At 63.7% G+C, this 22,978-nt stretch carries 22 protein-coding genes; 17 read left to right on the top strand and 5 right to left on the bottom strand.

What is annotated here, in order from left to right:
- Positions 1-38: 38 nt before the first annotated feature.
- Genes QCE49_RS10350 through QCE49_RS10340 form a run of 3 tightly spaced genes read right to left on the bottom strand, consistent with a single transcriptional unit; the run spans position 39 to position 2,142 of the window.
- Positions 39-431, bottom strand: coding sequence for a hypothetical protein (locus tag QCE49_RS10350; protein ID WP_175980444.1), 393 nt, complete (start codon positions 429-431; stop codon positions 39-41).
- A gap of 24 nt (positions 432-455) precedes the next feature.
- Positions 456-1,235 carry a DUF72 domain-containing protein gene (locus QCE49_RS10345; RefSeq protein WP_244807560.1) on the bottom strand — a complete coding sequence of 260 codons (780 nt, stop codon included), beginning with the start codon at positions 1,233-1,235 and terminating at the stop codon, positions 456-458.
- Between the two features lie 31 nt (positions 1,236-1,266).
- Positions 1,267-2,142, bottom strand: coding sequence for a hydroxymethylpyrimidine/phosphomethylpyrimidine kinase (locus QCE49_RS10340; protein ID WP_034471621.1), 876 nt, complete (start codon positions 2,140-2,142; stop codon positions 1,267-1,269).
- A gap of 309 nt (positions 2,143-2,451) precedes the next feature.
- On the opposite strand from QCE49_RS10340, the gene QCE49_RS10335 reads away from it, so the two are divergent.
- Positions 2,452-2,622 carry a rubredoxin gene (locus tag QCE49_RS10335; RefSeq protein ID WP_008342674.1) on the top strand — a complete coding sequence of 57 codons (171 nt, stop codon included), beginning with the start codon at positions 2,452-2,454 and terminating at the stop codon, positions 2,620-2,622.
- Between the two features lie 354 nt (positions 2,623-2,976).
- Positions 2,977-4,371: a hypothetical protein gene (locus tag QCE49_RS10330; protein WP_250457463.1), complete on the top strand. Its 1,395-nt coding sequence runs from the start codon at positions 2,977-2,979 to the stop codon at positions 4,369-4,371.
- Here QCE49_RS10330 and QCE49_RS10325 read toward each other — a convergent pair.
- The gene (locus QCE49_RS10325; protein ID WP_250457464.1) at positions 4,368-5,864 is read right to left on the bottom strand and encodes a deoxyribodipyrimidine photo-lyase; all 1,497 of its coding nucleotides are present in this window, start codon (positions 5,862-5,864) and stop codon (positions 4,368-4,370) included. The two genes, QCE49_RS10330 and QCE49_RS10325, sit on opposite strands and share 4 nt — an antisense overlap.
- Before the next feature lie 30 nt (positions 5,865-5,894).
- Between QCE49_RS10325 and QCE49_RS10320 the strand changes: the two genes are divergently transcribed.
- Genes QCE49_RS10320 through QCE49_RS10295 form a run of 6 tightly spaced genes read left to right on the top strand, consistent with a single transcriptional unit; the run spans position 5,895 to position 10,563 of the window.
- Positions 5,895-6,473 (top strand): YqgE/AlgH family protein, encoded by a 579-nt coding sequence (locus QCE49_RS10320; RefSeq protein WP_008342667.1) that lies wholly within the window; start codon positions 5,895-5,897, stop codon positions 6,471-6,473.
- A complete protein-coding gene (gene ruvX, locus QCE49_RS10315) occupies positions 6,470-6,916 on the top strand; it encodes a Holliday junction resolvase RuvX (protein WP_244807555.1) in 447 nt (148 codons plus the stop codon). The genes QCE49_RS10320 and ruvX overlap by 4 nt, the downstream gene beginning before the upstream one ends.
- Positions 6,903-7,418 carry a bifunctional pyr operon transcriptional regulator/uracil phosphoribosyltransferase PyrR gene (gene pyrR / locus QCE49_RS10310; RefSeq protein WP_250457465.1) on the top strand — a complete coding sequence of 172 codons (516 nt, stop codon included), beginning with the start codon at positions 6,903-6,905 and terminating at the stop codon, positions 7,416-7,418. The genes ruvX and pyrR overlap by 14 nt, the downstream gene beginning before the upstream one ends.
- Before the next feature lie 43 nt (positions 7,419-7,461).
- On the top strand, positions 7,462-8,472 hold the full coding sequence (locus QCE49_RS10305; RefSeq protein WP_008342662.1) for an aspartate carbamoyltransferase catalytic subunit: 1,011 nt from the start codon (positions 7,462-7,464) through the stop codon (positions 8,470-8,472).
- A 10-nt stretch (positions 8,473-8,482) separates the two neighbouring features.
- The gene (locus QCE49_RS10300; protein ID WP_250435063.1) at positions 8,483-9,760 is read left to right on the top strand and encodes a dihydroorotase; all 1,278 of its coding nucleotides are present in this window, start codon (positions 8,483-8,485) and stop codon (positions 9,758-9,760) included.
- A gap of 2 nt (positions 9,761-9,762) precedes the next feature.
- Positions 9,763-10,563, top strand: coding sequence for a 1-acyl-sn-glycerol-3-phosphate acyltransferase (locus QCE49_RS10295; RefSeq protein ID WP_239295075.1), 801 nt, complete (start codon positions 9,763-9,765; stop codon positions 10,561-10,563).
- Here QCE49_RS10295 and QCE49_RS10290 read toward each other — a convergent pair.
- Complete coding sequence (locus tag QCE49_RS10290; protein ID WP_250457466.1) at positions 10,532-11,368, bottom strand: symmetrical bis(5'-nucleosyl)-tetraphosphatase; 837 nt, start codon at positions 11,366-11,368, stop codon at positions 10,532-10,534. The two genes, QCE49_RS10295 and QCE49_RS10290, sit on opposite strands and share 32 nt — an antisense overlap.
- 342 nt (positions 11,369-11,710) lie before the next feature.
- On the opposite strand from QCE49_RS10290, the gene rfbB reads away from it, so the two are divergent.
- The 9 genes from rfbB (at position 11,711) to QCE49_RS10245 (ending at position 22,977) form a co-directional block, all read left to right on the top strand.
- Positions 11,711-12,772 (top strand): dTDP-glucose 4,6-dehydratase, encoded by a 1,062-nt coding sequence (gene rfbB / locus QCE49_RS10285; RefSeq protein WP_250440132.1) that lies wholly within the window; start codon positions 11,711-11,713, stop codon positions 12,770-12,772.
- Positions 12,773-12,783: 11 nt separating this feature from the next.
- A complete protein-coding gene (gene rfbA, locus QCE49_RS10280; RefSeq protein WP_250435059.1) occupies positions 12,784-13,677 on the top strand; it encodes a glucose-1-phosphate thymidylyltransferase RfbA in 894 nt (297 codons plus the stop codon).
- Positions 13,662-14,213, top strand: a complete 552-nt coding sequence (rfbC, locus tag QCE49_RS10275) for a dTDP-4-dehydrorhamnose 3,5-epimerase (RefSeq protein WP_250435058.1) — start codon at positions 13,662-13,664, stop codon at positions 14,211-14,213. The genes rfbA and rfbC overlap by 16 nt, the downstream gene beginning before the upstream one ends.
- 8 nt (positions 14,214-14,221) lie before the next feature.
- Positions 14,222-15,121, top strand: a complete 900-nt coding sequence (rfbD, locus tag QCE49_RS10270) for a dTDP-4-dehydrorhamnose reductase (protein WP_250435057.1) — start codon at positions 14,222-14,224, stop codon at positions 15,119-15,121.
- 36 nt (positions 15,122-15,157) lie between these two features.
- Positions 15,158-16,096: a glycosyltransferase family 2 protein gene (locus QCE49_RS10265; protein ID WP_250435056.1), complete on the top strand. Its 939-nt coding sequence runs from the start codon at positions 15,158-15,160 to the stop codon at positions 16,094-16,096.
- A 63-nt stretch (positions 16,097-16,159) separates the two neighbouring features.
- Complete coding sequence (locus QCE49_RS10260; protein WP_250435055.1) at positions 16,160-16,942, top strand: ABC transporter permease; 783 nt, start codon at positions 16,160-16,162, stop codon at positions 16,940-16,942.
- 10 nt (positions 16,943-16,952) lie between these two features.
- Positions 16,953-17,699 carry an ABC transporter ATP-binding protein gene (locus tag QCE49_RS10255; protein WP_284502450.1) on the top strand — a complete coding sequence of 249 codons (747 nt, stop codon included), beginning with the start codon at positions 16,953-16,955 and terminating at the stop codon, positions 17,697-17,699.
- A gap of 70 nt (positions 17,700-17,769) precedes the next feature.
- Complete coding sequence (locus QCE49_RS10250) at positions 17,770-19,593, top strand: glycosyltransferase family 2 protein (protein ID WP_309805934.1); 1,824 nt, start codon at positions 17,770-17,772, stop codon at positions 19,591-19,593.
- A 156-nt stretch (positions 19,594-19,749) separates the two neighbouring features.
- Positions 19,750-22,977, top strand: coding sequence for a methyltransferase domain-containing protein (locus QCE49_RS10245; RefSeq protein ID WP_250457468.1), 3,228 nt, complete (start codon positions 19,750-19,752; stop codon positions 22,975-22,977).
- The last annotated feature ends 1 nt before the right edge of the window (position 22,978 follow it).

Here is a 22,978-nt window from a genome sequence, read left to right as displayed (position 1 = left end):
GAAGAAACCCGCAGCGATGCGGGTTTTTTTCGTCCGGACTATTTGTTCATTTCCTCGCGCAACTTCTGCGCGGCGGCCTTGTAGTCGTACGTCGGATAGAACTCCGTCCGATATCCACCCCATGCGGTGCTTTCGATCGCGCGGTTGACTTCGCGCAACCGGTCGGCGGGTACGCGCAACGTGACGACCTGACCGATTCCCATCATCACGTACCACGACACCACTTCGACGCCCGGCGGCGGAAACTGCTTGAAGTAGCCTTGCTCCTTCAACTGCTGATTGATCTGGGGCAGCGTCTTCGATTCGTCGTGCTTGAGGAAGATCGTCAGCAGGAACGTGCCATCGCCGGCGGGCGTGGCGTTCTGAGCGTGTGCCGGCGTGGCCGTGAAAATGCAAGACGCGGCGAGCGTGGCCGCAAGCAGCTTGAGCATCCGAGGAAGCCTCCAAAAAGAACTTCAGACCTTGTGATGAATCCGCAGCCGCTCCATCAGATGCAGCGCGTTGGGCTGCGCGTGGCCCTCGGCGGTGTTGTCGAAGATGCACCAGACTTCGGCCGTCTTCTTCGCGCGGTTGTGCAGCGTGCGCGCGAGTTCGTCGAGATACGTGTAGTCGTACGAAGACCTGTATAACTCGGGCGAGCCGTGCAGCCGCACATAGACGAGCGATGCGTCCGCGCGATGCTTGATCTCGCATTCGTCGGGAATCGGATCGGCGTCGACGTATGCAATGTGATGCGACTTCAGCAACGCTGCCGCGTGCGTCGTGAACCAGCTATGTTCGCGCGCCTCGCACGCGACCGGCAACGTCGTGCGCTCGCGCAGCGCCTTGAAAAACGCGTCGGCGATGTCGTGATCGAACGGCAGGCTCGGCGGCAATTGCACGAGCCAGCATCCGAGCTTGTCGCCGAGTTGGCCGGCCGCGCGGAGAAAGTCGTCGAGCAGCGATTCGATATCGACGAGACGCGCGTCGTGCGTGATCGCCTTCGGCAGCTTGACCGAGAACCGGAATGACTCGGGCACGCTGTGCGCCCAGTTCGCGTAGGTCTGCTCGCGATGCGGCTTGTAGAAACTGGAGTTGATCTCGACGCACGTCAGAACGTGCGAGTAGCGTTCGAGATGAGTGCCTTCATGCGGAAAGCTCGCGGAGACACCGCTCGACAGGCCCCAGCCCGCGCAGCCGATGCGGATCGCGCCTTGCGGGCCGGGCTTGTGCAGATGGGGCAGTCGGTATGGCATGCGCTCGCGTCGCCTCCCTTCTTGTTGTGTGTCAGTGTCGGGCTTCTCCGGGCAATCCCGTTGGATCGTCGGGCAGCGCGGATGCGTCGCCTTCTTCGTCTGCATCGTTCGAGCGCGCCCAGAAAAAGCGATCCGGCAGATACGCGCCCATGCCGGGCCGGAACGCGGCGCGCGCGGCCTGAAACACATACTCTTGCGCCTCACGCGCGGCCTCGGCAGGTTCCTGACCGTTGGCGAGCAGGGCGGCGACTGCCGAGCCGAGCGTATCGGTCAGGCCCATGATGCGTTGCACGCTGCGCTCCCACGTGTCCTGTCGCACGAGCCCTTCTTCGCTGTAGAGCGTGTTGACGTGACGATGCGTGCCGGTTTCCATCGCGAGCACGTACTCGCAGCCCTGCGCCAGAATGTGGGAAATCGCGGAATCGAGCGTCGGCGATTCCGCGTCGCTGTCGGGCTGCGCGAGTTGCAGTAGCGTGGCGTGATCGGCAATCAGCATGGTGGTCTGCGGCACGAGCAGATCGGCGAGCGATTCGCGCAGTTCATCGGCGGACAGGACGTGTTCGTCGTCGAGCGTGAAATCGGGCGCGAGGATCAGCGGCACGTCGTCGTAATCGGAGACGACTTCGGCGATGGCGGACACGAGCTCCGCGCGCGTCGCCGCACCGATCTTGAAGGCGGCGATCGGCATGTCCTCTAGCAACATGCGCGCCTGGGTCGCGACGGTGTCCGGATCGAGGCCCGTCACTTCATCGCAGGTCGCGGAATCGCGCACCGCGTAGCCCGTCAGCACGGTCGCGCCGTGACAGCCCATGCTGGCGAGCGTCAGCAAGTCGGCCTGCAGGCCGGAGCCGCCCGTGGGATCGGAAAGGCCGAAGGTGAGTACGATCGGTGGGGAATCGCCGGTCATGGCAAAAACGGACATTATGGTATTGGATTGCTTGGATGGACGATCGGCTCTAAGCGAACTCGTGCGCGCCTCGGCGCGTGAGCGAATGCCCGCTCGGTCATGTCTGATTATGCGGCCTAACGCCGCCAGGAATGTTTCTTTGCGCACTTTTTTCCGGTGCGCTAGCCTTCTTCACCGGACCCGGCGTGACGGCCGTTTCGACCGATGTCACGATGCGCGCACCGCAGGCGGGCGCCTTGCTAGGCATCGGCACGGCAACACGGTACCATCATGTCCTATTTTTAAACGACCAATCGACTCGGCATAAGTATGGAATACAGAAGCTGGATGTGCCTGATCTGCGGCTGGATCTACGACGAGGAGGCGGGATTGCCTGACGAGGGCATCGCGCCGGGCACGCGCTGGGAGGACGTTCCGATCAACTGGACCTGTCCCGAATGCGGAGCCCGCAAGGAAGATTTCGAGATGGTCCAGATCTGATCTTGTCGTTCTGCCGCGCCGCATGACTCGCGTCATGCGGCGCGCGTTTTTTGCGGACCGCGTACGTCGCTGAAGGCGCGTGCCGCGCATGGGCCGCTTCGTCGGGCGGCCCGTCCGATTTTTCGGATTTCGCAGCGTCAGATGAGTTCGTTGCGGCGATTCCGGCGTCGACCGACGTTGGCGAACAAAGATGCGAAAAGCCTTTGCAGGTTCGGTTCCCGCACCGGCCCGTTAAGGCATACGCTTGAAGCAGGCGCGGCGACGCCGTCTCCCGCCTGTCGATGACGCATTTAAACGGCGGGTGACGGCGGCCTTCCATCGCCGCGCCCGCGAACCGGCTTGTGAGCGCTTGTTATGACATCTCGTCCCGATCTGCCCGTTCCGTACGAAGCCTTGCCCAATCCGCGCGGCGGATCGGTGCGACTCGCAGAAATGGCGCTGACCGACGCGCTGCACGCGTTCCAGCGTCAGGGCGAAACCGGGGCGGCGCTCAAGCGCGCGATCGCCGCGCTGCATTCGGCGGGGTGGCTTCCCGCGCAGCGCTTCGCCGAGGCGCTGACGCTCGTCGCGCCGCTCGGCGAGGAATCGGAAGGTAGCCACGCACGCATCGCCGATGCGATCGCGGTTTTTCGCGGCGCGGTCGAGCGGCGCAATCTGCGCGAACTCTCGTGCTCGACGGCGCTCTTCGATCACTATCGCGGCCTGCATGCGTTGCTTGCATCGCATACGCGCATCGCGCCGGTTTCCTACGATGACCTCGCCCTCGCGGGCCGCGCGATCGCGCCGGCGACGCTGCGCGGCATCGCGCCCGGGCGGCTCGCGCATACGCGGGCGCGCTATGAGGAAACGTTGCTGAAACTCTTGCGCGGACCGGCCGAAGGCTCCGCCGACACCTTCGCGCGCCTCGACGCCTGCCTCGACGAACTGCGCGGCCCGGATCCCTACGATTTCTGGCGGCTCGCGTCGTCGGCGGTCGTGGCGCTACGCGAGCGCGCGCAGCGCACCGGCGGCGAGCTGGACTACATCGCCGACGTCAAGCGTCTCTACGCGCGCTTCAACCTCGTGCTGGCGGATCAGGCGCACGCGCTGTCGTACGCGCCGCGCTCGCTCGTGCGCGCGACGCTCGCGCTGCTGTGGCGCGATTTCGCGCTGTACGGCGCGCGGCCGGAAGATGCCGACCACGTCGATGTTTTGCGCGATTACGGCCTGACGGTCGCGTGGCACGTCGCCGCGACGCCCGAATCGGAAGCGGCGTGGGAAGAGAGCGCCGCGCAGGCGGGCGAGGAAGCCTCGCGCGACGCCGCGACGCGCGATCTCGGCGTGCTGCGCGTGAACGCGAGTGCTTACGAGGACTTCCTGCAGAGCGCGGAAACGTCGATCGACGCGCTCGTCGAGCGCGGCACGCAGGCGAACGAAACCGGCATGGTCGACGAAGCGGCGGCGCTGTCGGCGGCGGACGCGTCGCATCGGCTGGGCGCGGCGGCTTGCGCGCTGGGCCTCGGGCATGTCGCGCTCTTGGCGGATACGCTCGGCCTCGCGTGGCGGCGCGTCGCGCATCACGGCGAAACGCACGCCGATGGCGCCGAAGGCGCGACACGCGGCATCGACGCGACCGTGCCCGAGCGCGCCGCGCAAATGCTGCGTTCGATGCTGCATCAGGCGGCGGCCGGCATTGCGCCTTCAGAAGGGCGCGGATCGATCGTCGCGCTGACTGCGATGATCGAAAAACCTGCGCCGTTTGCGCGCTAGTCTTCGCCGTCGTCGTCGGGCGGAAGCTGCTTCGGGCCCGGCGCGCGCACGACGTCATAACGCATGAGCGTGCGTTTTCTGGCGGCTTCGTGATCGACGATCGGCTGCGGATAATCCGCGCCGAGCGAGATCTTCGCCGCTTTCAGCGCATCCGGTTTTGCAAGCCACGGCGCGTGGATATCGCGATCGGAAAGAGCCGCGATCTCTGGCACGTAATGACGGATGAACTTGCCCGCCGAATCGAATTTCCGTGACTGCGTGACCGGATTGAAGATGCGAAAGTACGGTTGCGCATCGCAGCCGCTCGACGCGGCCCATTGCCATCCGCCGTTGTTGTTCGAGAGCTCGAAGTCGTTCAGATGCGCTTCGAAGTACGCCTCGCCGCGTCGCCAGTCGATGCCGAGATCCTTTGTCAGAAAGCTCGCCACGACCATGCGCAGACGGTTATGCATGTATCCCGACGCGTTGATCTGCCGCATCGCCGCATCGACGAGCGGATAGCCCGTCTGACCCGCGCACCACGCGGCGAAATTCGCGTCGGCGGCATCGCCCGTTTCCCAGCCGATGCGGTCGTACTCCGGCTTGAACGCGCGATGATCGCCAGCCACGCCGACGTGCGGAAAATGGTGCAGCACGGAGAAATAGAACTCGCGCCAGATCAGCTCGCCTAGCCACGTTTCGGCGCCCTTGTCGCCGTGACGCTGCGCATCGTGGGCGCTGCGGGCGAGCGCGCGGATCGACATCGTGCCGTGCCGCAGATGAACGCCGAGATAGCTCGGCCCTTTTAGCGCGGGGAAATCGCGCGTGCGGCCGTAGTCGATCATGCGGTCCCGGAAATCGTCGAAGAGCTCATAGGCGCCGCGCGTGCCGGCGGGAAAGGCAGGCGCGGGTGCATCGCCGAAACCGAGCGCATCGAGCGATGGAATCGCATGCTTCACGTTCGACGGCGGCTTGGCGAGCGCGTCCAGATGTTCTTCGGATGCGTAGGGCGCAAGCGCATCGGGCGTGAGCGTCGCGAGCCACTTGCGCTTGTACGGCGTGAAGACGGTGTAGGGCTTTGCGGCGCCTGTCATCACATCGTCGTGATCGAAGACGGCCTGATCCTTGAAAGAGAAGAACGCGATGTCCTGACTCGCGAGCTTCTGCGCGACGGCTTCGTCGCGCGCCTTCGCCGCCGGCTCGTAATCGCGATTGACGAACACGGCGTTCGCGCCGCATTCGCGTGCGAGCGAAGGAATATCGTGCACGGGGTGCCCGTGCCGCACGATCAACGCGCCGCCCGCCTCGCGCAGCGTGCGATCCAGCTCGACGACGCTCGCGTGAATGAACGGCACGCGCCGGTCTTTCTTGTCGAGCGGCGCGAGAATATCGCGATCGAAAACGAAGGCGCACAGCACCCGACGGCACCTTGTAAGCGCGTGATAGAGTGCAGCATTGTCTGCCGCGCGCAGATCCCGCCGAAACCAGACCAGACCCACATCAAAGTCGGCCATCTCGCAGCGCCTTTGTTAAAATTCTGAATTATGTCCAAGACTTCCGATCGCATCAATTTGACGAATCAGTTCCTGATCGCCATGCCCAACATGGCCGATCCGACGTTTTCAGGAACGGTGGTCTACCTTTGCGATCACACGGAGAAGGGCGCGCTCGGTCTCGTCATCAACCGGCCGACCGACATCGACCTTCAATCGCTCTTCAATCGCATCGATCTCAAGCTCGAAATCGAGCCGCTAGTCCATTTGCCCGTTTATTTCGGCGGTCCCGTGCAGACGGAGCGTGGCTTCGTGCTGCACGAAGCGGGCGAGGGCGAACCCTATAGCTCGTCGATGAGCGTGCCCGGCGGCCTTGCCATGACCACGTCGAAGGACGTGCTCGAAGCAGTCGCGAGCGGCAAGGGCCCCGAGCGCTTCCTGCTCACGCTCGGTCATGCCGGCTGGGGCGCGGGCCAGCTCGAAGAGGAAATCTCGAAGAACGGCTGGCTGACCGTCGAAGCCGATCCGCGCATCATCTTCGACGTACCAGCCGAAGACCGCCTCGAAGCGGCGCTCTCGCTGCTCGGCGTGTCGCGCTCGATGTTGTCCGGCGAAGCAGGGCACGCATGAGCCGCGAAGCCACGCTGCTGGCATTCGATTACGGCGAGAAACGCATTGGTGTCGCCGTCGGCAATACGCTCACCCGCCACGCGCGCGCGCTCGTCACGCTGGAAAACCGCAATCGCGAATATCGCTTCGTCGAAGTGGGCAAACTGCTCGACGAGTGGAAGCCCGACGCCATCGTCGTCGGCATGCCAATGCATCCCGACGGCACGCCGCACGAAATGAGCGCGCTCGCCAAGCGCTTCGGCAATCAGGTGAACGGACGTTTCAACGTGCCGGTGCAATGGGTGGACGAGCGCTACTCGTCCGTCGACGCCAAAGCCGATTTGCGCGAGCGCGGCGTGCGCGCCAATGCGCGGGGCCGCTTCGACGAAATCGACGCCGAAGCCGCGCGCGTCATCCTTCAACAATATCTCGACGGACTTGCCGACGATCATGAGTTCCATTGACGCCGAGGCGCTGTATCGCGCGCTCGTCGACCAGATTCGCGCTGCCTACGGACAATTGCTCGCCGCGCCCGACGGCGCCGTTCTCGCGGGCATTTTCAGCGGCGGCGTGTGGCTTGCCGAGCGGCTCGCGAAGGATCTGAACGCGCCGCGCTTCGGCGTGGTGAACGTGGCGCTGCATCGCGACGACTACGCGAAGAAAGGCCTGCACAGCCAGGCGAGCCCGACCTCGCTCCCCTTCGATGTGAACGGCCGCCGCATCATCCTGGTCGACGACGTGCTGTCCACGGGGCGCACCGTGCGCGCGGCGATCAACGAGCTGTACGACTATGGCCGTCCGGCATCGATCGATCTCGCGGTGCTCGCCGATCGCGGCGGGCGCGAAATGCCGATCGGCGCGCGTTTCACCGGCGCGACGCTCGATGTGCCCGTGAATCAGAATCTCGTGCTCGCGCGTCGCGAAGACGGCGCATTCGACTTCAGGACGGAAGCGCGCGCCAGCTGAAGCGAGCGCTTCGACGTCTTTTCAAAGTACATCCGGGATCGACATGAATACCGCCACCGAAGGCGCCGCCGCGCCCGACACCTTTCGCTACGGCTTTCTCAAGGGCAATCCGCAGCTGACGAAGAACGGCGAGCTGAAGCACCTGTTGAGCATCGAAGGATTGCCGCGCTCGATCGTCACGCACATCCTCGATACCGCCGAGCAGTTCGTCAGCGTGACCGATCGCGAAGTGAAGAAGGTGCCGCTTTTGCGCGGCAAGTCGGTGTTCAATCTCTTCTTCGAGAACTCGACACGCACGCGCACCACGTTCGAGATCGCGGCGAAGCGTCTTTCGGCCGACGTGCTGAATCTGAACATCAACGCATCGTCGACGAGCAAAGGTGAATCGCTGCTCGACACGATCAACAATCTCTCCGCGATGCACGCCGACATGTTCGTCGTGCGTCACGCATCGAGCGGCGCGCCGTATCTGATCGCCGAGCATTGCGCGCCGCACGTGCACGTCATCAATGCGGGCGATGGCCGTCACGCGCATCCGACGCAGGGCCTGCTCGACATGTACACGATCCGCCATTACAAGCGCGACTTCACGAAGCTGCGCGTGGCGATCGTCGGCGACATCCTGCATTCGCGCGTCGCGCGCTCCGACATTCACGCGCTGACGACGCTCGGCGTGCCCGAAGTGCGCGCGATCGGACCGCGCACGCTGTTGCCGGGCAATCTCGATCAGATGGGCGTGCACGTCTATCACAATCTCGACGAAGGGCTGAAGGGCGTCGACGTCATCATCATGCTGCGCCTGCAGAACGAGCGCATGAGCGGCGCGCTCTTGCCGTCCGCGCAGGAGTACTTCAAGAGCTGGGGATTGACGCCCGAGCGTCTCGCGCTCGCCGCGCCCGATGCGATCGTCATGCATCCGGGTCCGATGAATCGCGGCGTGGAAATCGACTCGCAAGTGGCCGACGGCCCGCAGTCGGTCATCCTGAATCAGGTGACTTTCGGCATCGCCGTGCGCATGGCGGTGATGGGCATCGTGGCCGGCAACACTGACTGACAAAGACGACATGAAGATCCAGATTCAGAACGGCACGATCATCGATCCGGCGGCCGGCACGGAAGAGCGCAAGGACGTGTTCATCGCGGCGGGCAGGATCGTCGGCATCGGCGAGGCGCCCGCGGATTTCAACGCGGCGAAGATCATCGACGCTTCCGGGCTTTACGTCGCGCCGGGTTTCGTCGATTTGTCGGCGCGTCTGCGCGAACCGGGCTTCGAACACAAGGCGACGCTCGAATCCGAGATGGCGGCCGCGATGGCGGGCGGCGTGACAAGTCTCGTGTGCCCGCCCGACACCGATCCGACGCTCGACGAACCCGGTCTCGTCGAAATGCTCAAGTTTCGCGCGCAGAAACTGCATCTCGCGCACGTGTATCCGCTCGGCGCGCTGACGGTCGGGCTCAAGGGCGAGACCATCACCGAGATGGTCGAGCTGACCGAAGCGGGCTGCGTCGGCTTTTCGCAGGCGGATAACCCGATCGTCGATACGCGCACGCTGCAGCGCGCGCTGCAATACGCGACCACGTACGGCTATACCGCGTGGCTGCGCCCGCAGGATGCGTACATGTCGAAGGGCGGCGTGGCGGCGAGCGGCGCGGTGGCGTCGCGGCTGGGGCTGTCGGGCGTGCCGGTGTCGGCGGAAACGATCGCGCTGCATACCATCTTCGAACTGATGCGCGTGACGGGCGCGCGCGTGCATTTGTCGCATCTGTCGTCGGCGGCGGGCGTCGCGCTCGTGCGCGCGGCGAAGGCCGAAGGAATCGCCGTGTCGTGCGACGTGACCATCAATCACGTGCATCTGACGGACATCGACATCGGCTATTTCGATTCGCAATTCCGGCTCGATCCGCCGCTGCGTCAGCAACGCGACCGCGATGCGATCCGCGCGGGTCTCGCCGACGGCACCATCGACGCGATCTGCTCCGATCACACGCCGCTCGACGACGACGAAAAGCTGCTGCCCTTCGCCGAAGCGACGCCCGGCGCGACCGGCCTCGAATTGCTGCTGTCGCTGACGGTGAAGTGGGCGCGCGAAGCGAACGTGCCGCTTGCGAAGGCGCTGTCGCGCATCACGTCCGCGCCCGCCGACGTGCTGAAGCTCCCCGCCGGCCGCATTGCGACGGGCGCGCTCGCCGATCTGTGCGTGTTCGATGCGGCGAGCGAATGGCGCGTCGATCCGCTGAAGCTGAAGAGCCAGGGCCGCAACACGCCGTTTCGTGGCTACGAATTGCCGGCGCGCGTGCGTGCGACGGTGGTCGGCGGTCACGTCGCTTACGAGAGCCGCTGAACATGCGCTTCGCATGGCGCAAGCTTCGGCTCGTCGCGCATCTGTTGTACGGCATGTGGATCGTCGCGACGCGCTTTGCCCGCGCGTCGGCGGCCGAACGCGCCGAGATGAACCGACTGTGGTCGCTCGAAATGCTGCGGCTTTCGGGGATGAAGCTCGTCGTGCATAACGACGAGGCGCGGCTCGATAGCGGCGTGCTCGTCGTCGGCAATCACATCTCGTGGATCGATATCTACGTCATCAACGCGTGGCGTCCGACGCCGTTCGTGTCGAAGGCGGAGATCCGCAAATGGCCGGTGGTCGGCTGGCTTGCGCATCAACTGGATACGGTGTTCGTGCAGCGCGAGAAGCGCAGCGACGCGAAGCGCATCATGCACGAGCTCGCGGATCGTCTGCTTGCTGGCGAAAAGATGTGCGTCTTTCCGGAAGGCACGACCTCGGACGGGCAAGCGCTGCTGCCCTTTCACGCGAACATGTTTCAGGCGGCGGTGTCGGCGTCGTGCCCGGTGCAGCCGATCTGCCTGATGTACGAGGATGCGCAAGGAAGGCAATCGACCGCGCCGGCGTATATCGGCGATATGTCGCTCAACGATTCGCTCGATGCGCTCTTGCGCGCGCGGCCGCTCACCGCGCATCTTTACGTGTGCGATCCGCTCGCACCGGGCGCGGACCGGCGGTTGCTCGCGAGCGAGGCGCAGGCTTCCGTCGACGCCGCACTTCAGCGGATGCGTGGCCTGCCCGCCGTCGCCGATGCGATGACGGAAGTGCCGCTCACTTCTTCATCGAGCAGCTCACCTGCGTGACGACGCGCTCTGCGGGATCGGCCGTCAGGCGCACCGCCGACAGCTTGTTGCCCCACACGCAGCCCGAATCGAGGCAGAGAACGTCGTCGCGGATCATGAGACCGAGCGCGGCCCAGTGGCCGAAGACGATCGTCACGTCCTGCGTGCGGCGGTCCGGCACGTCGAACCACGGCATGTAGCCGGGCGGCGCCGCGTCGGGGCCGCCGTTGTTGGCGAACTCCATCGCGCCTTCGGGTGTGCAGAAGCGGATGCGCGACAACGCGTTATAGATCACGCGCAGCCGGTCGGCGCCTTTCAGTGAATCGTCCCAGCGATGCGGCTCGTTGCCGTAGAGCGACGCGAGCGTTTCCTTCCAGTTCGGTGCGCGCAGCGCTTGCTCGAGCTCGTGCGCGAGTTCCATCGTCATCGTCGCGTCCCATTGCGGCAACACGCCCGCGTGAACCATCAGCACATTGTTTTCGAAGTGCGCGACCGGCTTGTGACGCACCCACTCGATGAGATCGGCGGCGTCGGGCGCTTCGAGGATTTCATCGAGCGTGTCGCCTTTTTTCGGTTTGCGCAGGCCAGCGGCGACGGACAGCAGGTTCAGATCGTGATTGCCGAGCACGACGGTTGCGCGCGAGCCGAGCGCGATGATCTCGCGCAAGGTCTGCAAGGACTTCGGACCACGGTTGATGAGATCGCCCGCGAACCAGAGCGGTGTGTCGGGTGATGGCGCGGCTTTTTTGAGGAGGCGCTGGAAGGGATCGCAGCAGCCCTGGAGATCGCCGAAGACGAGGGGAGCGGGAGAGGTGGCGATGGTCATCTGGGAGACTTGTTGTCAGGCTTCTAAGAGGAAATCCGGGTGAGCGAAGATTATGGAACAGCGGGCAAACACTGTGTCTTCATCCGACGGATGCACAGGCTGGCATTACCTGCTGCCACCTGTGCAACCATAAATCGCGAGCTGTATCAAGTTGTTATCCGTCTAGTTTTCGAATGGCGGAGCCTTATAATTCAGGGTTGACCAAACTGGGGCGGGAATGCACGAAAATCGGTCATATCTTCCGATTCTGCTTTCATCCGCCGCAACTGTCGCAATTTTTTCGCATATTCAAGCTTTCGCGCGGCGTAATCACCTGACGGAAAGCTATAAAGAGGGCCACGTATGATTCTCGTGACGGGCGGCGCCGGTTTCATCGGCGCCAATTTTGTGCTGGATTGGCTCAATGGTTCGGACGAACCCGTGCTCAACGTCGACAAGCTGACTTATGCGGGCAATCTGGGAACGCTCAAGTCTCTGAAGGACGATCCCCGCCACATCTTCGAGCGCGCCGATATTTGCGACCGCGCCGCGATCGATGCGCTGCTGGCCAAGCACAAGCCGCGCGCCATTCTGCACTTCGCCGCCGAGAGCCACGTCGATCGCTCGATCCACGGCCCGGCCGATTTCGTGCAGACGAACGTCGTCGGCACGTTCACGCTGCTCGAAGCCGCGCGGATGTACTGGAGCAAGCTGCCCGAAGACGAGAAGCAGGCGTTCCGCTTCCTGCACGTATCGACCGACGAAGTGTACGGCTCGCTTTCGGCCACCGATCCGCAGTTCTCCGAGACCACGCCGTACGCGCCGAACAGCCCGTATTCCGCGACCAAGGCCGGCTCCGACCATCTCGTTCGCGCGTATCACCACACGTACGGACTGCCGGTCCTGACCACGAATTGCTCGAACAATTATGGTCCGTATCAATTCCCTGAAAAGCTGATTCCGCTGATGATCGCCAACGCGCTCGGCGGCAAGCCGCTGCCGGTCTACGGCGATGGCCAGAACGTGCGCGATTGGCTGTACGTGGGCGATCACTGCTCCGCGATCCGTGAGGTGCTCGCACGCGGCGTGCCCGGCGAGACGTATAACGTCGGCGGCTGGAACGAGAAAAAGAATCTCGAAGTCGTGCACACGCTGTGTGACTTGCTCGACCGCGCGAAGCCGAAGTCGAGCGGTTCGTATCGCGATCAGATCACATATGTAAAGGACCGTCCGGGCCACGACCGCCGCTATGCCATCGACGCGCGCAAGCTCGAGCGCGAACTCGGCTGGAAGCCTGCGGAGACCTTCGAGACGGGTCTTGCGAAGACGGTTCAGTGGTATCTGGACAACCAGGCGTGGGCCGACGAAGTGGCTTCCGGCGACTACCGGAAATGGGTCGAGACGAACTACGCGCAGCGCGCGTGAGGGGCTGAATCATGGCGCGCAAGGGCATTATTCTGGCCGGCGGGTCCGGCACGCGGCTCTACCCGATCACGCACGCGGTGTCGAAGCAGCTTCTGCCGGTCTACGACAAGCCGATGATCTACTACCCGCTGTCGACGCTGATGATCGCCGGCATCCGCGATGTGCTTATCATCTCGACGCCGCAAGACACGCCGCGCTTCGAGTCGATGCTCGGCGACGGCAGCCAGTGGGGCATGAACATTCAGTACGCGGTGCAGCCGTCGCCGGACGGGCTTGCGCAGGCGTTCATCATCGGGCGGGAATTCGTTGGCAATGATCCGTCGGCGCTGATTCTCGGCGACAACATCTTCTACGGACACGATCTCGTCAAGCAGTTGGACGCGGCCAGTGCCCGTACCGATGGCGCAACGGTGTTCGCCTATCACGTGCAGGATCCCGAGCGTTATGGCGTGGTCGAGTTCGATCAGCAATTCAGAGCGCTGTCGATCGAAGAAAAGCCCGCGAAGCCCCGCTCGAACTACGCGGTGACGGGTCTTTACTTCTACGACAATCAGGTGTGCGACATCGCGGCGGATATCAAACCGTCCCCGCGCGGCGAACTCGAAATTACGGATGTGAACTCTCGCTATCTGGCGGAGAAGCGGCTCAATGTCGAAATCATGGGGCGTGGCTATGCGTGGCTCGACACCGGTACGCACGATTCGCTGATCGACGCGGCCACGTTCATCGCGACGTTGCAGAAGCGTCAGGGGCTGGTGGTGGCGTGTCCCGAGGAAATCGCGTATCGCAAGAAGTGGATCGGCGACGAGCAACTGCTCGAACTCGCGAAGCCGCTTTCGAAGAACGCCTACGGTCAATATCTGCTCAATCTTCCGAAGGACCAAGTCGCATGGCCATCCAAGTAACCGCTACAGCGTTGCCCGAAGTCAAGATCATCGAGCCGAAGGTGTTCGGCGATGCGCGCGGGTATTTCTATGAAAGCTTCAACGCTCGCGAGTTTGCCGAGCACGTCGAGGCGGGCGTCGAATTCGTGCAGGACAACCACTCGCGCTCGGCGAAGGGCGTGCTGCGCGGTCTGCATTATCAGATTCAGCACGCGCAGGGCAAACTCGTGCGCGTGGTGGAAGGCGAAGTGTTCGATGTCGCCGTCGACGTCCGCAAGAGTTCGCCGAACTTTGGCAAGTGGGTGGGCGTGAATCTGTCGGCGGAGAATCATCGGCAATTGTGGGTGCCGCCGGGGTTTGCGCACGGTTTCGTCGTGCTGTCGGATGCGGCGCAGTTCCTCTACAAGACGACGGACTACTGGTTTCCCGAGTTCGAACGCAGCATCGTGTGGAACGACAAGGAGATCGGCATCGAATGGCCGATCGATTTCGAGCCGATGCTCGCGGCGAAGGACGCGGCGGGGAAGCGTCTGGGCGAAGCCGAGTGTTTCGAGTGAGCGACGCGATGACTCAAGATTCTCAGCGAACGATCCTGCTGACTGGCGTGAATGGTCAGGTTGGCTTCGAGCTCGCGCGCACTTTGCAGGGACTCGGCAGGGTCGTCGCGCTCGACCGCAACAAGCTCGACCTCGGCGATCTCGACGCAATCCGGAAGGTGGTTCGCGAAGTGAAGCCGTCGTTGATCGTAAATCCGGCCGCTTACACCGCGGTCGACAAGGCGGAAAGCGATGCGGAAGCGGCGATGCGCGCGAATGGCGAAGCGCCCGGCGTCCTCGCCGAAGAGGCGAAGCGTCTGTCGGCCGCGCTGGTTCACTATTCGACCGATTACGTGTTCGACGGCACGAAGGACGGCGTCTATGTCGAAGACGACGCGGTGAACCCGCAGAACGTCTACGGCAAGAGCAAGCTGGCGGGCGAGCGGGCGATCGCGGCTTCGGGTTGCGACCATCTGATCTTCCGCACGAGTTGGGTGTACGGCACGCGCGGGAAGAATTTTCTCCTGACGATGCTGCGGCTCGGCGCCGAGCGCGATCAACTGAGCGTGGTCGCGGATCAAATCGGCGCGCCGACCTGGTCCAACACGATCGCGGCAGCCACGGCTCACGTGCTCGCGCAAAGCATCGCCGCCGATACCGCCGACTGGTGGTCGAAGCATTCGGGCATTTATCACCTCACGGCCTCCGGGGCGACCTCGTGGCACGGGTTCGCGCAGGCGATCTTCGCGGTCGCAATGGGCGAGGGGGCGCCGAAGGTGCTGCCCATCCCCGCCGCGGATTATCCGGTGCCCGCGAAGCGTCCCGCAAACTCACGCATGTCGCATGACAAGCTCGCCGAGCGCTTCGGTCTGATCTTGCCCGCGTGGGACGAAGCGCTGCGCTTGTGCATGGCGGGCGGCGCGTCATGAGTGTGAGCGGTCGAGCGGCAGAGGGTTGCGCGCGCAATGGCGTCGCAGCGTTCCGAATCCGAATCGTGGATCGACGTGAATAACGGCGAACGGCGTACGGGTATCGTCGTCGTCTTCTATCGGCCCGACGGCGACTGCGTGAAGCGTGCGAATCGATTCGCCCGATTCGCGCCGTGCGTCGTGGTCGACAACACGGAAAACGCGACCCCGGCGGAGGCACTCGGTCTGGATTCCCGGATCGTGCATGTCGCGAATGGCGCGAATCTGGGCATCGCGACAGCGCTCAATCAGGGCGTCGACGTGCTGATCGGCATGGGATGCTCGAGCGCGCTCCTGTTCGACCAGGACAGCGAGCCTTCGGAACACCTGCTCGCGGCGCTGCCTCGCGCGCTCGACGAAGAACTGGAGCGGGGCGGGCGCGTCGCGCTGATCGGCCCCGCGTATGAGGACGCGCGGCTCGGAGGAGTCGCACCGTTTGTGCGCTTCGGGTACTGGAAGCTGCAACGCGTCGCGCCCGTCGGCACGCAGCCGATCGACGTGGATTTTCTGATCACATCGGGCTCGTGCATCAACCTGGCGGCGTGGGGCGATATCGGCCCGATGGAGGACGAGCTGTTCATCGACTTCGTCGATCTTGAGTGGTGCATTCGCGCTCGAGCCAAGGGATACGCCGTGCTCGGCGCACCGGCGTTGCGTCTGCAGCATTCGCTGGGTGGCGAGCCGGTCGTCATCTTCGGACGGGCCTACCCGAGTCACAGTCCGTTGCGGCACTACTATTTGTTTCGTAATGCCGTAGCGCTGATCCGGCGAAGCTATATTCCGTGGAGCTGGAAGTCCACGGAACTCGTGAAGTTTCCCGTGCGTCTGGCAATTTATGGGCTGTTCATGCGCCCGCGCGCTCACCATCTGCGCATGGCCGTGCTGGGCATCTGGCACGGGCTGACCGGCCGGATGGGCGCATTGCGCGAGCGCTGAAGGTTCTTTGCAAGCTCTTCGAGCCGTCGAAAACGGCAACTACTGTCATTCTTTCAATACTCAATGCTTAATCTCGCACTTGTCGATTTGAAACGAAGCATCGCTTCATGGCGGCTCTGGACTCTGCTGGGCTGGCTCGAGGTCAGGCAGCGCTACGCCCGCTCGCGACTGGGCCCGTTCTGGCTGACCATCAGCATGGGCGTGATGATCGGTTCCATCGGCGTCGTCTACGGCGCGCTGTTCGGTCAGAAGATGAGCGACTATCTGCCGTTTCTGTCGATCAGCCTCGTCATGTGGACGATGCTTTCCAGCACGGTGTCCGAGGGCAGCAATGCCTACATCGTAAGCGGAACGTACATCAGACAGGCCTCGACGCCGAAGCTCATCTTCATCTTGCAGGTCGTGTGGCGAAACCTGGTGATCCTCACGCACAATTTCGTGATCGTCGTGGTCCTGCTCGCGGTGTACGGCGTGAAGAGCTGGGAAACGCTCCCGATCTTCATTCCCGCGCTCGCGATCTACGTGCTGAACGCAATGTGGATCGCCATGGTGGCGTCGCTCCTGTCGGCGCGCTTCCGTGATTTGCCGCAGATCATTCAGGCGCTGATCCAGATCGCCTTCTATGTCACACCCGTGCTGTATCGCCCGAATTCGCTGACGCGCTTTTCGTTCATCGTCGACTGGAATCCGCTCGCCCATCTTCTCAGCCTGGTGCGCGAGCCGCTCATCGGAGAGGTGCCGAGCCTGCTGACCTGGGGCGTGTGCGTCGGCATGGCTGTGGTCGGCTGGCTGATCGCACTGACATTGACGAGCCGCTATCTGAAGCGCATCCCGTACTGGATTTGAGAGAAACATCATGGCGTTCATAGAACTCAAGGGCGCAACGCTCGATTTGCCCATTTACGATGTACAAGGGCGCTCCCTGAAGAAGAAGGTGATGCGCATGGGCCGACGCAACGCCATCGCCGAGGACAACGACGGCGTGATCGTGGTGCGCGCGCTCGACAACATCGACCTGCGGCTCGAAAGCGGCGACCGTATCGGCCTGATCGGCCACAACGGCGCGGGCAAGTCCACGCTGCTTCGCATCATGGCGGGCATCTATGCGCCGACCAGCGGGACGATGTCGTGCGAGGGCAAGATCGTTCCGCTGCTGGACATCAGCCTCGGCATGGACGACAACTCGACCGGTCTTCAGAACATTCGTTTGCGCGGGCTGCTGCTCGGCATGAGCGATAGCGAGATTCAGGCCAAACAGCAGGAGATCGCGGATTTCTGCGAACTTGGCGACTATCTCGATCTTCCGCTACGCACGTATTCCAGCGGCATGCGCGTGCGTCTCGCGTTCGCGGTCTCGACTGCCGTCGATGCCGACATCCTCTTGCTCGACGAAGTCATGGGCGTCGGCGATGCGTCGTTCATGAACAAGGCCAAGGCGCGTCTGCAGGACCTGCATCACCGCTCGGAGATCGTGGTGCTGGCGATGCACGCGAACGCCGAGATCCGCCGCATGTGCAACAAGGTGCTGTGGATGGACCACGGGCGCGTGCGCGCCTTCGGTCCGACCGAAGAAGTGGTTTCGGCGTACGAAGCGCAGGTCTGAACCCATGCGGACTACCGCCCTCGTGCAAATACCGCAAAGATCGCTGCGCGCGTTGCAGCATGCCATCACGTTGCGTGGCGGCGTGATACCGGCGCTGCGCGCCGGCTGGGCGGTGTGGCGCCGGGAAGGTCTCGCGGGATTGCGCAATCGGGCGGCGCGCGACGACACCACCGACTATCGCGCATGGGTCGAACGCTACGACACACTCGACGATGCCAAGCGCGAGGCCCTCGGCGAAGCGGTTCGCGCATTGCACCGGCGGCCCGTCATTTCGGTTCTCGTGCCGGTATTCAATACGCCTGAAACATACCTCCGGCAAATGATCGAGTCGGTGCGTGCGCAGATCTATCCGCACTGGGAACTCTGCATCGCCGACGATGCCTCGACCGCGCCGCACGTGAGCGCCGTTCTGCGCGAGTACGCAAGTGGCGACGCGCGCATCAAGGTGATGCGCCGCGCGTCCAACGGCCATATCTGCGCCGCGAGCAATGACGCCCTCAGCATGGCGACGGGGGAGTTCGTCGCGCTGCTCGATCACGACGATGTTTTGCCGGAGCATGCGCTCTGCATGGTCGCCATGTACCTGGAGCGAAATCCGACGGCCCGGATGCTGTACAGCGACGAGGACAAGCTGGCGCCGAACGGCCTGCGTGTCGAGCCATATTTCAAGTCGGACTGGAATCCGGCGCTGATGCTCGGTCAGAACATGTTCTCGCATCTCGGTGTGTTCGAGACGAACCTGGTGCGGGAAGTGGGCGGATTCCGGCCGGGGTTCGAAGGCAGCCAGGATCACGATCTCGTGTTGCGGTGCGTCGAGCGCGCGGGCGACGGCGCTGTAATCCATGTGCCCCACGTTCTGTACCACTGGCGGATGACGGCCGAGAGCACGTCGGCGCGCGTTGACGTCAAACCGTATGCGAGGGAGGCGTCCGTGCGGTCGGTCGCGGAACATCTGGTCCGCACCGGGTTCGAGGCCGACGTCCGGCAGTTGTCCCCCGACTCTACGATGTTGCGCGTGACTTTCGCGGTCCCGCAGCCGGCGCCGTTGGTCTCCATCATCATTCCGACGCGGGATCGCGCCGAGTTGCTCGAGCGCTGCATCGAGAGCATAACGACGCGTACCCGCTACGACGCGTACGAAATCATCATCGTGGACAACGGCTCTCGCGAGAAGCGAGCGCTCGACTTGCTCGCGCGTTATGAGCGGCGTCCCGAGATCAACGTCTTGCGCATCGACGCGCCGTTCAACTATTCGGCGTTGAACAATCAGGCCGTCGCGCGTGCGCGGGGCTCGATCCTGTGCCTGCTCAATAACGACATCGAAGTGATTTCGCCGGACTGGCTCCAAACGCTCGTGGGCTACGCGGCGCTGCCGCAGTCGGGCGCGGTCGGGGCCGCCCTCTGGTATCCGAACGACCGTCTGCAGCACGGTGGCGTGTTACTGGGCATCGGCGACGTGGCCGGACACCTGCACCATATGCTGCCGCGTGGCGCGCGCGGCTATTTCGGCCGCGCGGTCCTGGCGCAGCAGCTATCGGCCGTGTCGGCAGCGTGTCTCGTCGTCAGGAAAGCGTTGTACGAGGAAGTCGGCGGACTCGATGAAGAGCATCTGGCCGTTGCATTCAACGATGTGGATTTTTGCTTGAAGCTTGGCGCGGCGGGGTATCGGAACCTCTATGTTCCGTTCGCCGAACTGTACCATCACGAATCGGCATCGCGCGGCAGCGACATGACATCGTCGAACGCTGCCCGCTTCGGAAAGGAAGCGGCATGGATGCATGAGCGATGGAAGTCGAAGGTCCGGGAAGACCCGTTCTACAATCCGAATCTCGCGCTGGGAGGCGGGGCGGTCTTCTCACTGGCATTTCCGCCGAGGGTCGCGCAATGCGGCTAGTGCCCGCATGGGCATAGCGAGCAATCGCTTTTATTTCAACATTGGCGGCGGAAGAGCCGCGCCAGGGCATTATTTATGACGAGTCCAGTCAAGCGTGTTCGTTTCGGAAGTCAGCACGCAGACGATCTGTTTTCGGGAGAACGCTACGTTCCTCAGGTGCAGGGTCCGATCCAGTACGAGCACTATCACCGCTACCTTTTCGCACTGAAGCTCTGCGAAGGCAAGGATGTCCTCGATATCGCGTCGGGCGAAGGCTACGGCTCGGCGATGCTCGCGCAGGGGGCAAAGAGCGTCGTTGGCGTGGACATCGACGATCGCGCTGTCGGGACCGCCCAAGCGCGCTACGTCAGCGACAACCTTCGCTTCGAAGCCGGCAGTGCGACGCGCATCCCGCTGCCCGACGCGTCGGTAGATGTCGTGACGTCGTTCGAAACGCTGGAGCACTTCGCCGAGCAGGAGGCGTTCATCCGCGAAGTCGTGCGCGTGTTGCGCCCCGGGGGGCTTCTGATCGTCTCGACGCCGAATCGCCCGGTCTATTCGCCGCCCGGATCATCGCCCAATGCGTATCACGTCCGCGAACTGGATCGCGCCGAGTTCATGCGCCTGCTCGAGACGGGCTTCGGCAAGGTCGCGTTGTTCGGCCAGAAAGCCGGGGCGGGGTCCGTAATCGTTCGCGAAGGTTCCACCTCGCTGGGCGAGCCGTCATGCTGGACGCTGAAGGAAGACGGTGTTTGCGAGTTGTCCGATCTGTCGAGCGATCCGGTTTATTTCATCGCACTTGCAAGCAACGGCGCGCTTCCCGAGATCGAGGGAAGTCAGCTTGACGCTAGCAAGCCGTTTCACGATTACGACCAGTCGCGCAGCGATCTGATGACGCGGCAAGCCGCGGAGATCGCGCATCTCACGAACGAGACGATGCAGCGCGCCAACGAAATTGGCCATCTGACAGCGGAAACCGTGCGTCTCACCGATGCGGTCGTGACGCGGGATGCCGACATCGGCCGCCTGACGAGCGAGACGGTGCGTCTCAACGAAGTGATCGTCCAGCGCAACCAGGATCTGGAGCGCGCGACCGCAGACCGTCAGAAGCGCGACTCGGAATTCGCACAACAGCAACAGGCGCTGGTCGCGCTTTCCGATGCATTCGGGAAGATCGCATCGCACGGCGACCGCGCCTCGGATATCTCTGCCGCCGCGTCGCCCGGCGGTGCGCTCCCGACCGACACCGAAAACGCGTTGCGCACGCAAAACCGCGCGCTGCATGCCGAGATCGACGCGCTGCGCGCCTCCTTTTCATGGCGGATCACGAAACCGGTGCGTACCGTGAGCACGCGCATTCTGCGTCCGGCCAAGGCCCGCGCCGCCGTGCTGCTCGGCCGTCGTCCGGCGCCGCCTTCGGTCGGCGCCCAAGTCACGCGTGCTTCGGCTGCGCCGACGACGAACTGGCGCGACGTTCCGTTTGTGCCGTTCCGGCAGGCAGCGCGTCCGCGCGTCACCATCGCGGTGATCGCCTCGAAGGATTCGACGACGCTCGACGCGAGCCTGCGCGCGCTGAGCGCGACGCTCGCCAATGTGGCGACGGAGGTCGTCGTGATCGCCGATGACAATGTGCCGGCCGCCGCGCAGCGAGGCGTGCCGGTACGCGACGCCACCGATGCCACCGCTTACATTTCAAACGTTCGCGACGCCATCGGCGCGGTGCAAGGCGAGTATCTGGTTCTCATGTCGGACCGGCTCGCTGCTCATCCCGGTTGGCTGGATGACATGCTCGAGCTGTTCGAGCGGTTCCCGGACGCGGGCGCGGTCACAGGTACGCTTCTCGGCACGAGCGGCAATGTGATCGCCGCAGGTTCCGGTATCTCATCGGACGGACGCCTGATTGCGAACGCGAACGACGATTCCCGCATGTCCTCGGTTGCGCGCGTGACCGCGGCATCACCGGGCATCCTGATGCTCGACGCCGACCTCTGGCGCAAACTGTCGGCGCAGCTGATCGAGGGCGCGCCATTCGAGGCGGGCATCGCATCACTCGCGCTGTTGCTGGCGGGCGAGGGCGTCCACACGTATTGCCAGCCGTTCGCGCGGTTCTCCTTCGTAAGCGAATCCGCAACCATTCCCGCACCGGCTCGCGACAGCTGGGACGACGCGTATCAGCGCTGGCGCCTGCGCGAGCGATTCGATACGGTTTTCGCCAACTATGCGGGAACGAACGATATTCTGCCGCTGGCGGCGAGGCCGAAGATCGTGATCGTCGACGCATTCGTGCCGAAGCCCGATCAGGATTCCGGATCGGCAGACCTTTTCTGGTACATGCGGATCTTCCAGGCGTTCGGTTATCAGGTGAGCTTCGTTGCCGCGTTCGAGCAATCGGAGCCGCGCGAGTACGCCGACGCATTGCGCCGTTGGGGTTTCCGCGTGCTGGTCGCGAACGGCATGGTGTCATTGCAGGAAATCGTCACGCGCGAGGCCGCGACCGCCCGCGTCGTGATGCTTCAGCGAATCAGCGTTGCTAGCCATCTCGTCGATACCGTACGTCGCGTGGCGCCGGAGGCGAAGCTCGTTTTCAGCACCGTCGATCTGCACTTCCTGCGCGAAGAGCGGTCGGCGATACTCGAGCGTTCCGCTTCCGCGCTCGCCCATGCGCTCGAGGTGCGCCGGGCGGAGCTGCACGCGATCGGTGTCGCCGATGCGACGACCGTGGTGAGCCACGTCGAGCTGGACATCGTCAAGCGGCTCATGCCGGCAGCCAACGTCCATCGAATTCCGATTCCGCGTTTGCCCACGCGCGCGCCGACCGCTTTCGAGCAGCGGCGAGGCGTGGTTTTCGTGGGAGGTTTCGCTCATCGGCCGAACATCGACGCAGTCAAATGGCTCGTCGAGGAGATCTGGCCGCTCGTGCGCCGGCGTCTGCCCGATGCGCAACTGCAAGTGGTCGGCAGCAATGTCACACCGGACATCGCCGCACTCGACGCGCCGCAAGACGGCGTGCGCATCGTCGGATTCGTCGAGGACCTTTCGACGGTTCTGGATCACGTGCGTTTGTCGGTGGCGCCGCTGCGTTTCGGCGCCGGCGTGAAAGGAAAAGTCGTGTCCAGTCTTCTTCACGGCGTTCCATGCGTGCTCAGCAAGGTGGCGAGCGAAGGCATGGGGCTCGTTGCGGGCGAGCACGTTCTCGAGGGCGATTCGGCGCAGGAGATGGCCGATCAGATCGTGCGCCTGCATGAGGACAGCGAACTCTGGAGACGTATCGCCGATGCGGGATTCGATGCCGCGCTCGCGGAGTTCTCGGTCCGCACCGTGGCGGAGTGTTTCAGGACACTGCTCGAATCGATTGGCCTCGGCAGTACGGTCGACGAACGCGGACTGCGTTTTCTTCCCCACTAAG

Origin of the sequence: Caballeronia sp. LZ008 (genome assembly GCF_031451435.1) — a bacterium.
GTDB lineage: Bacteria > Pseudomonadota > Gammaproteobacteria > Burkholderiales > Burkholderiaceae > Caballeronia > Caballeronia zhejiangensis.
This window is presented reverse-complemented; position numbering and strand designations above follow the sequence as displayed.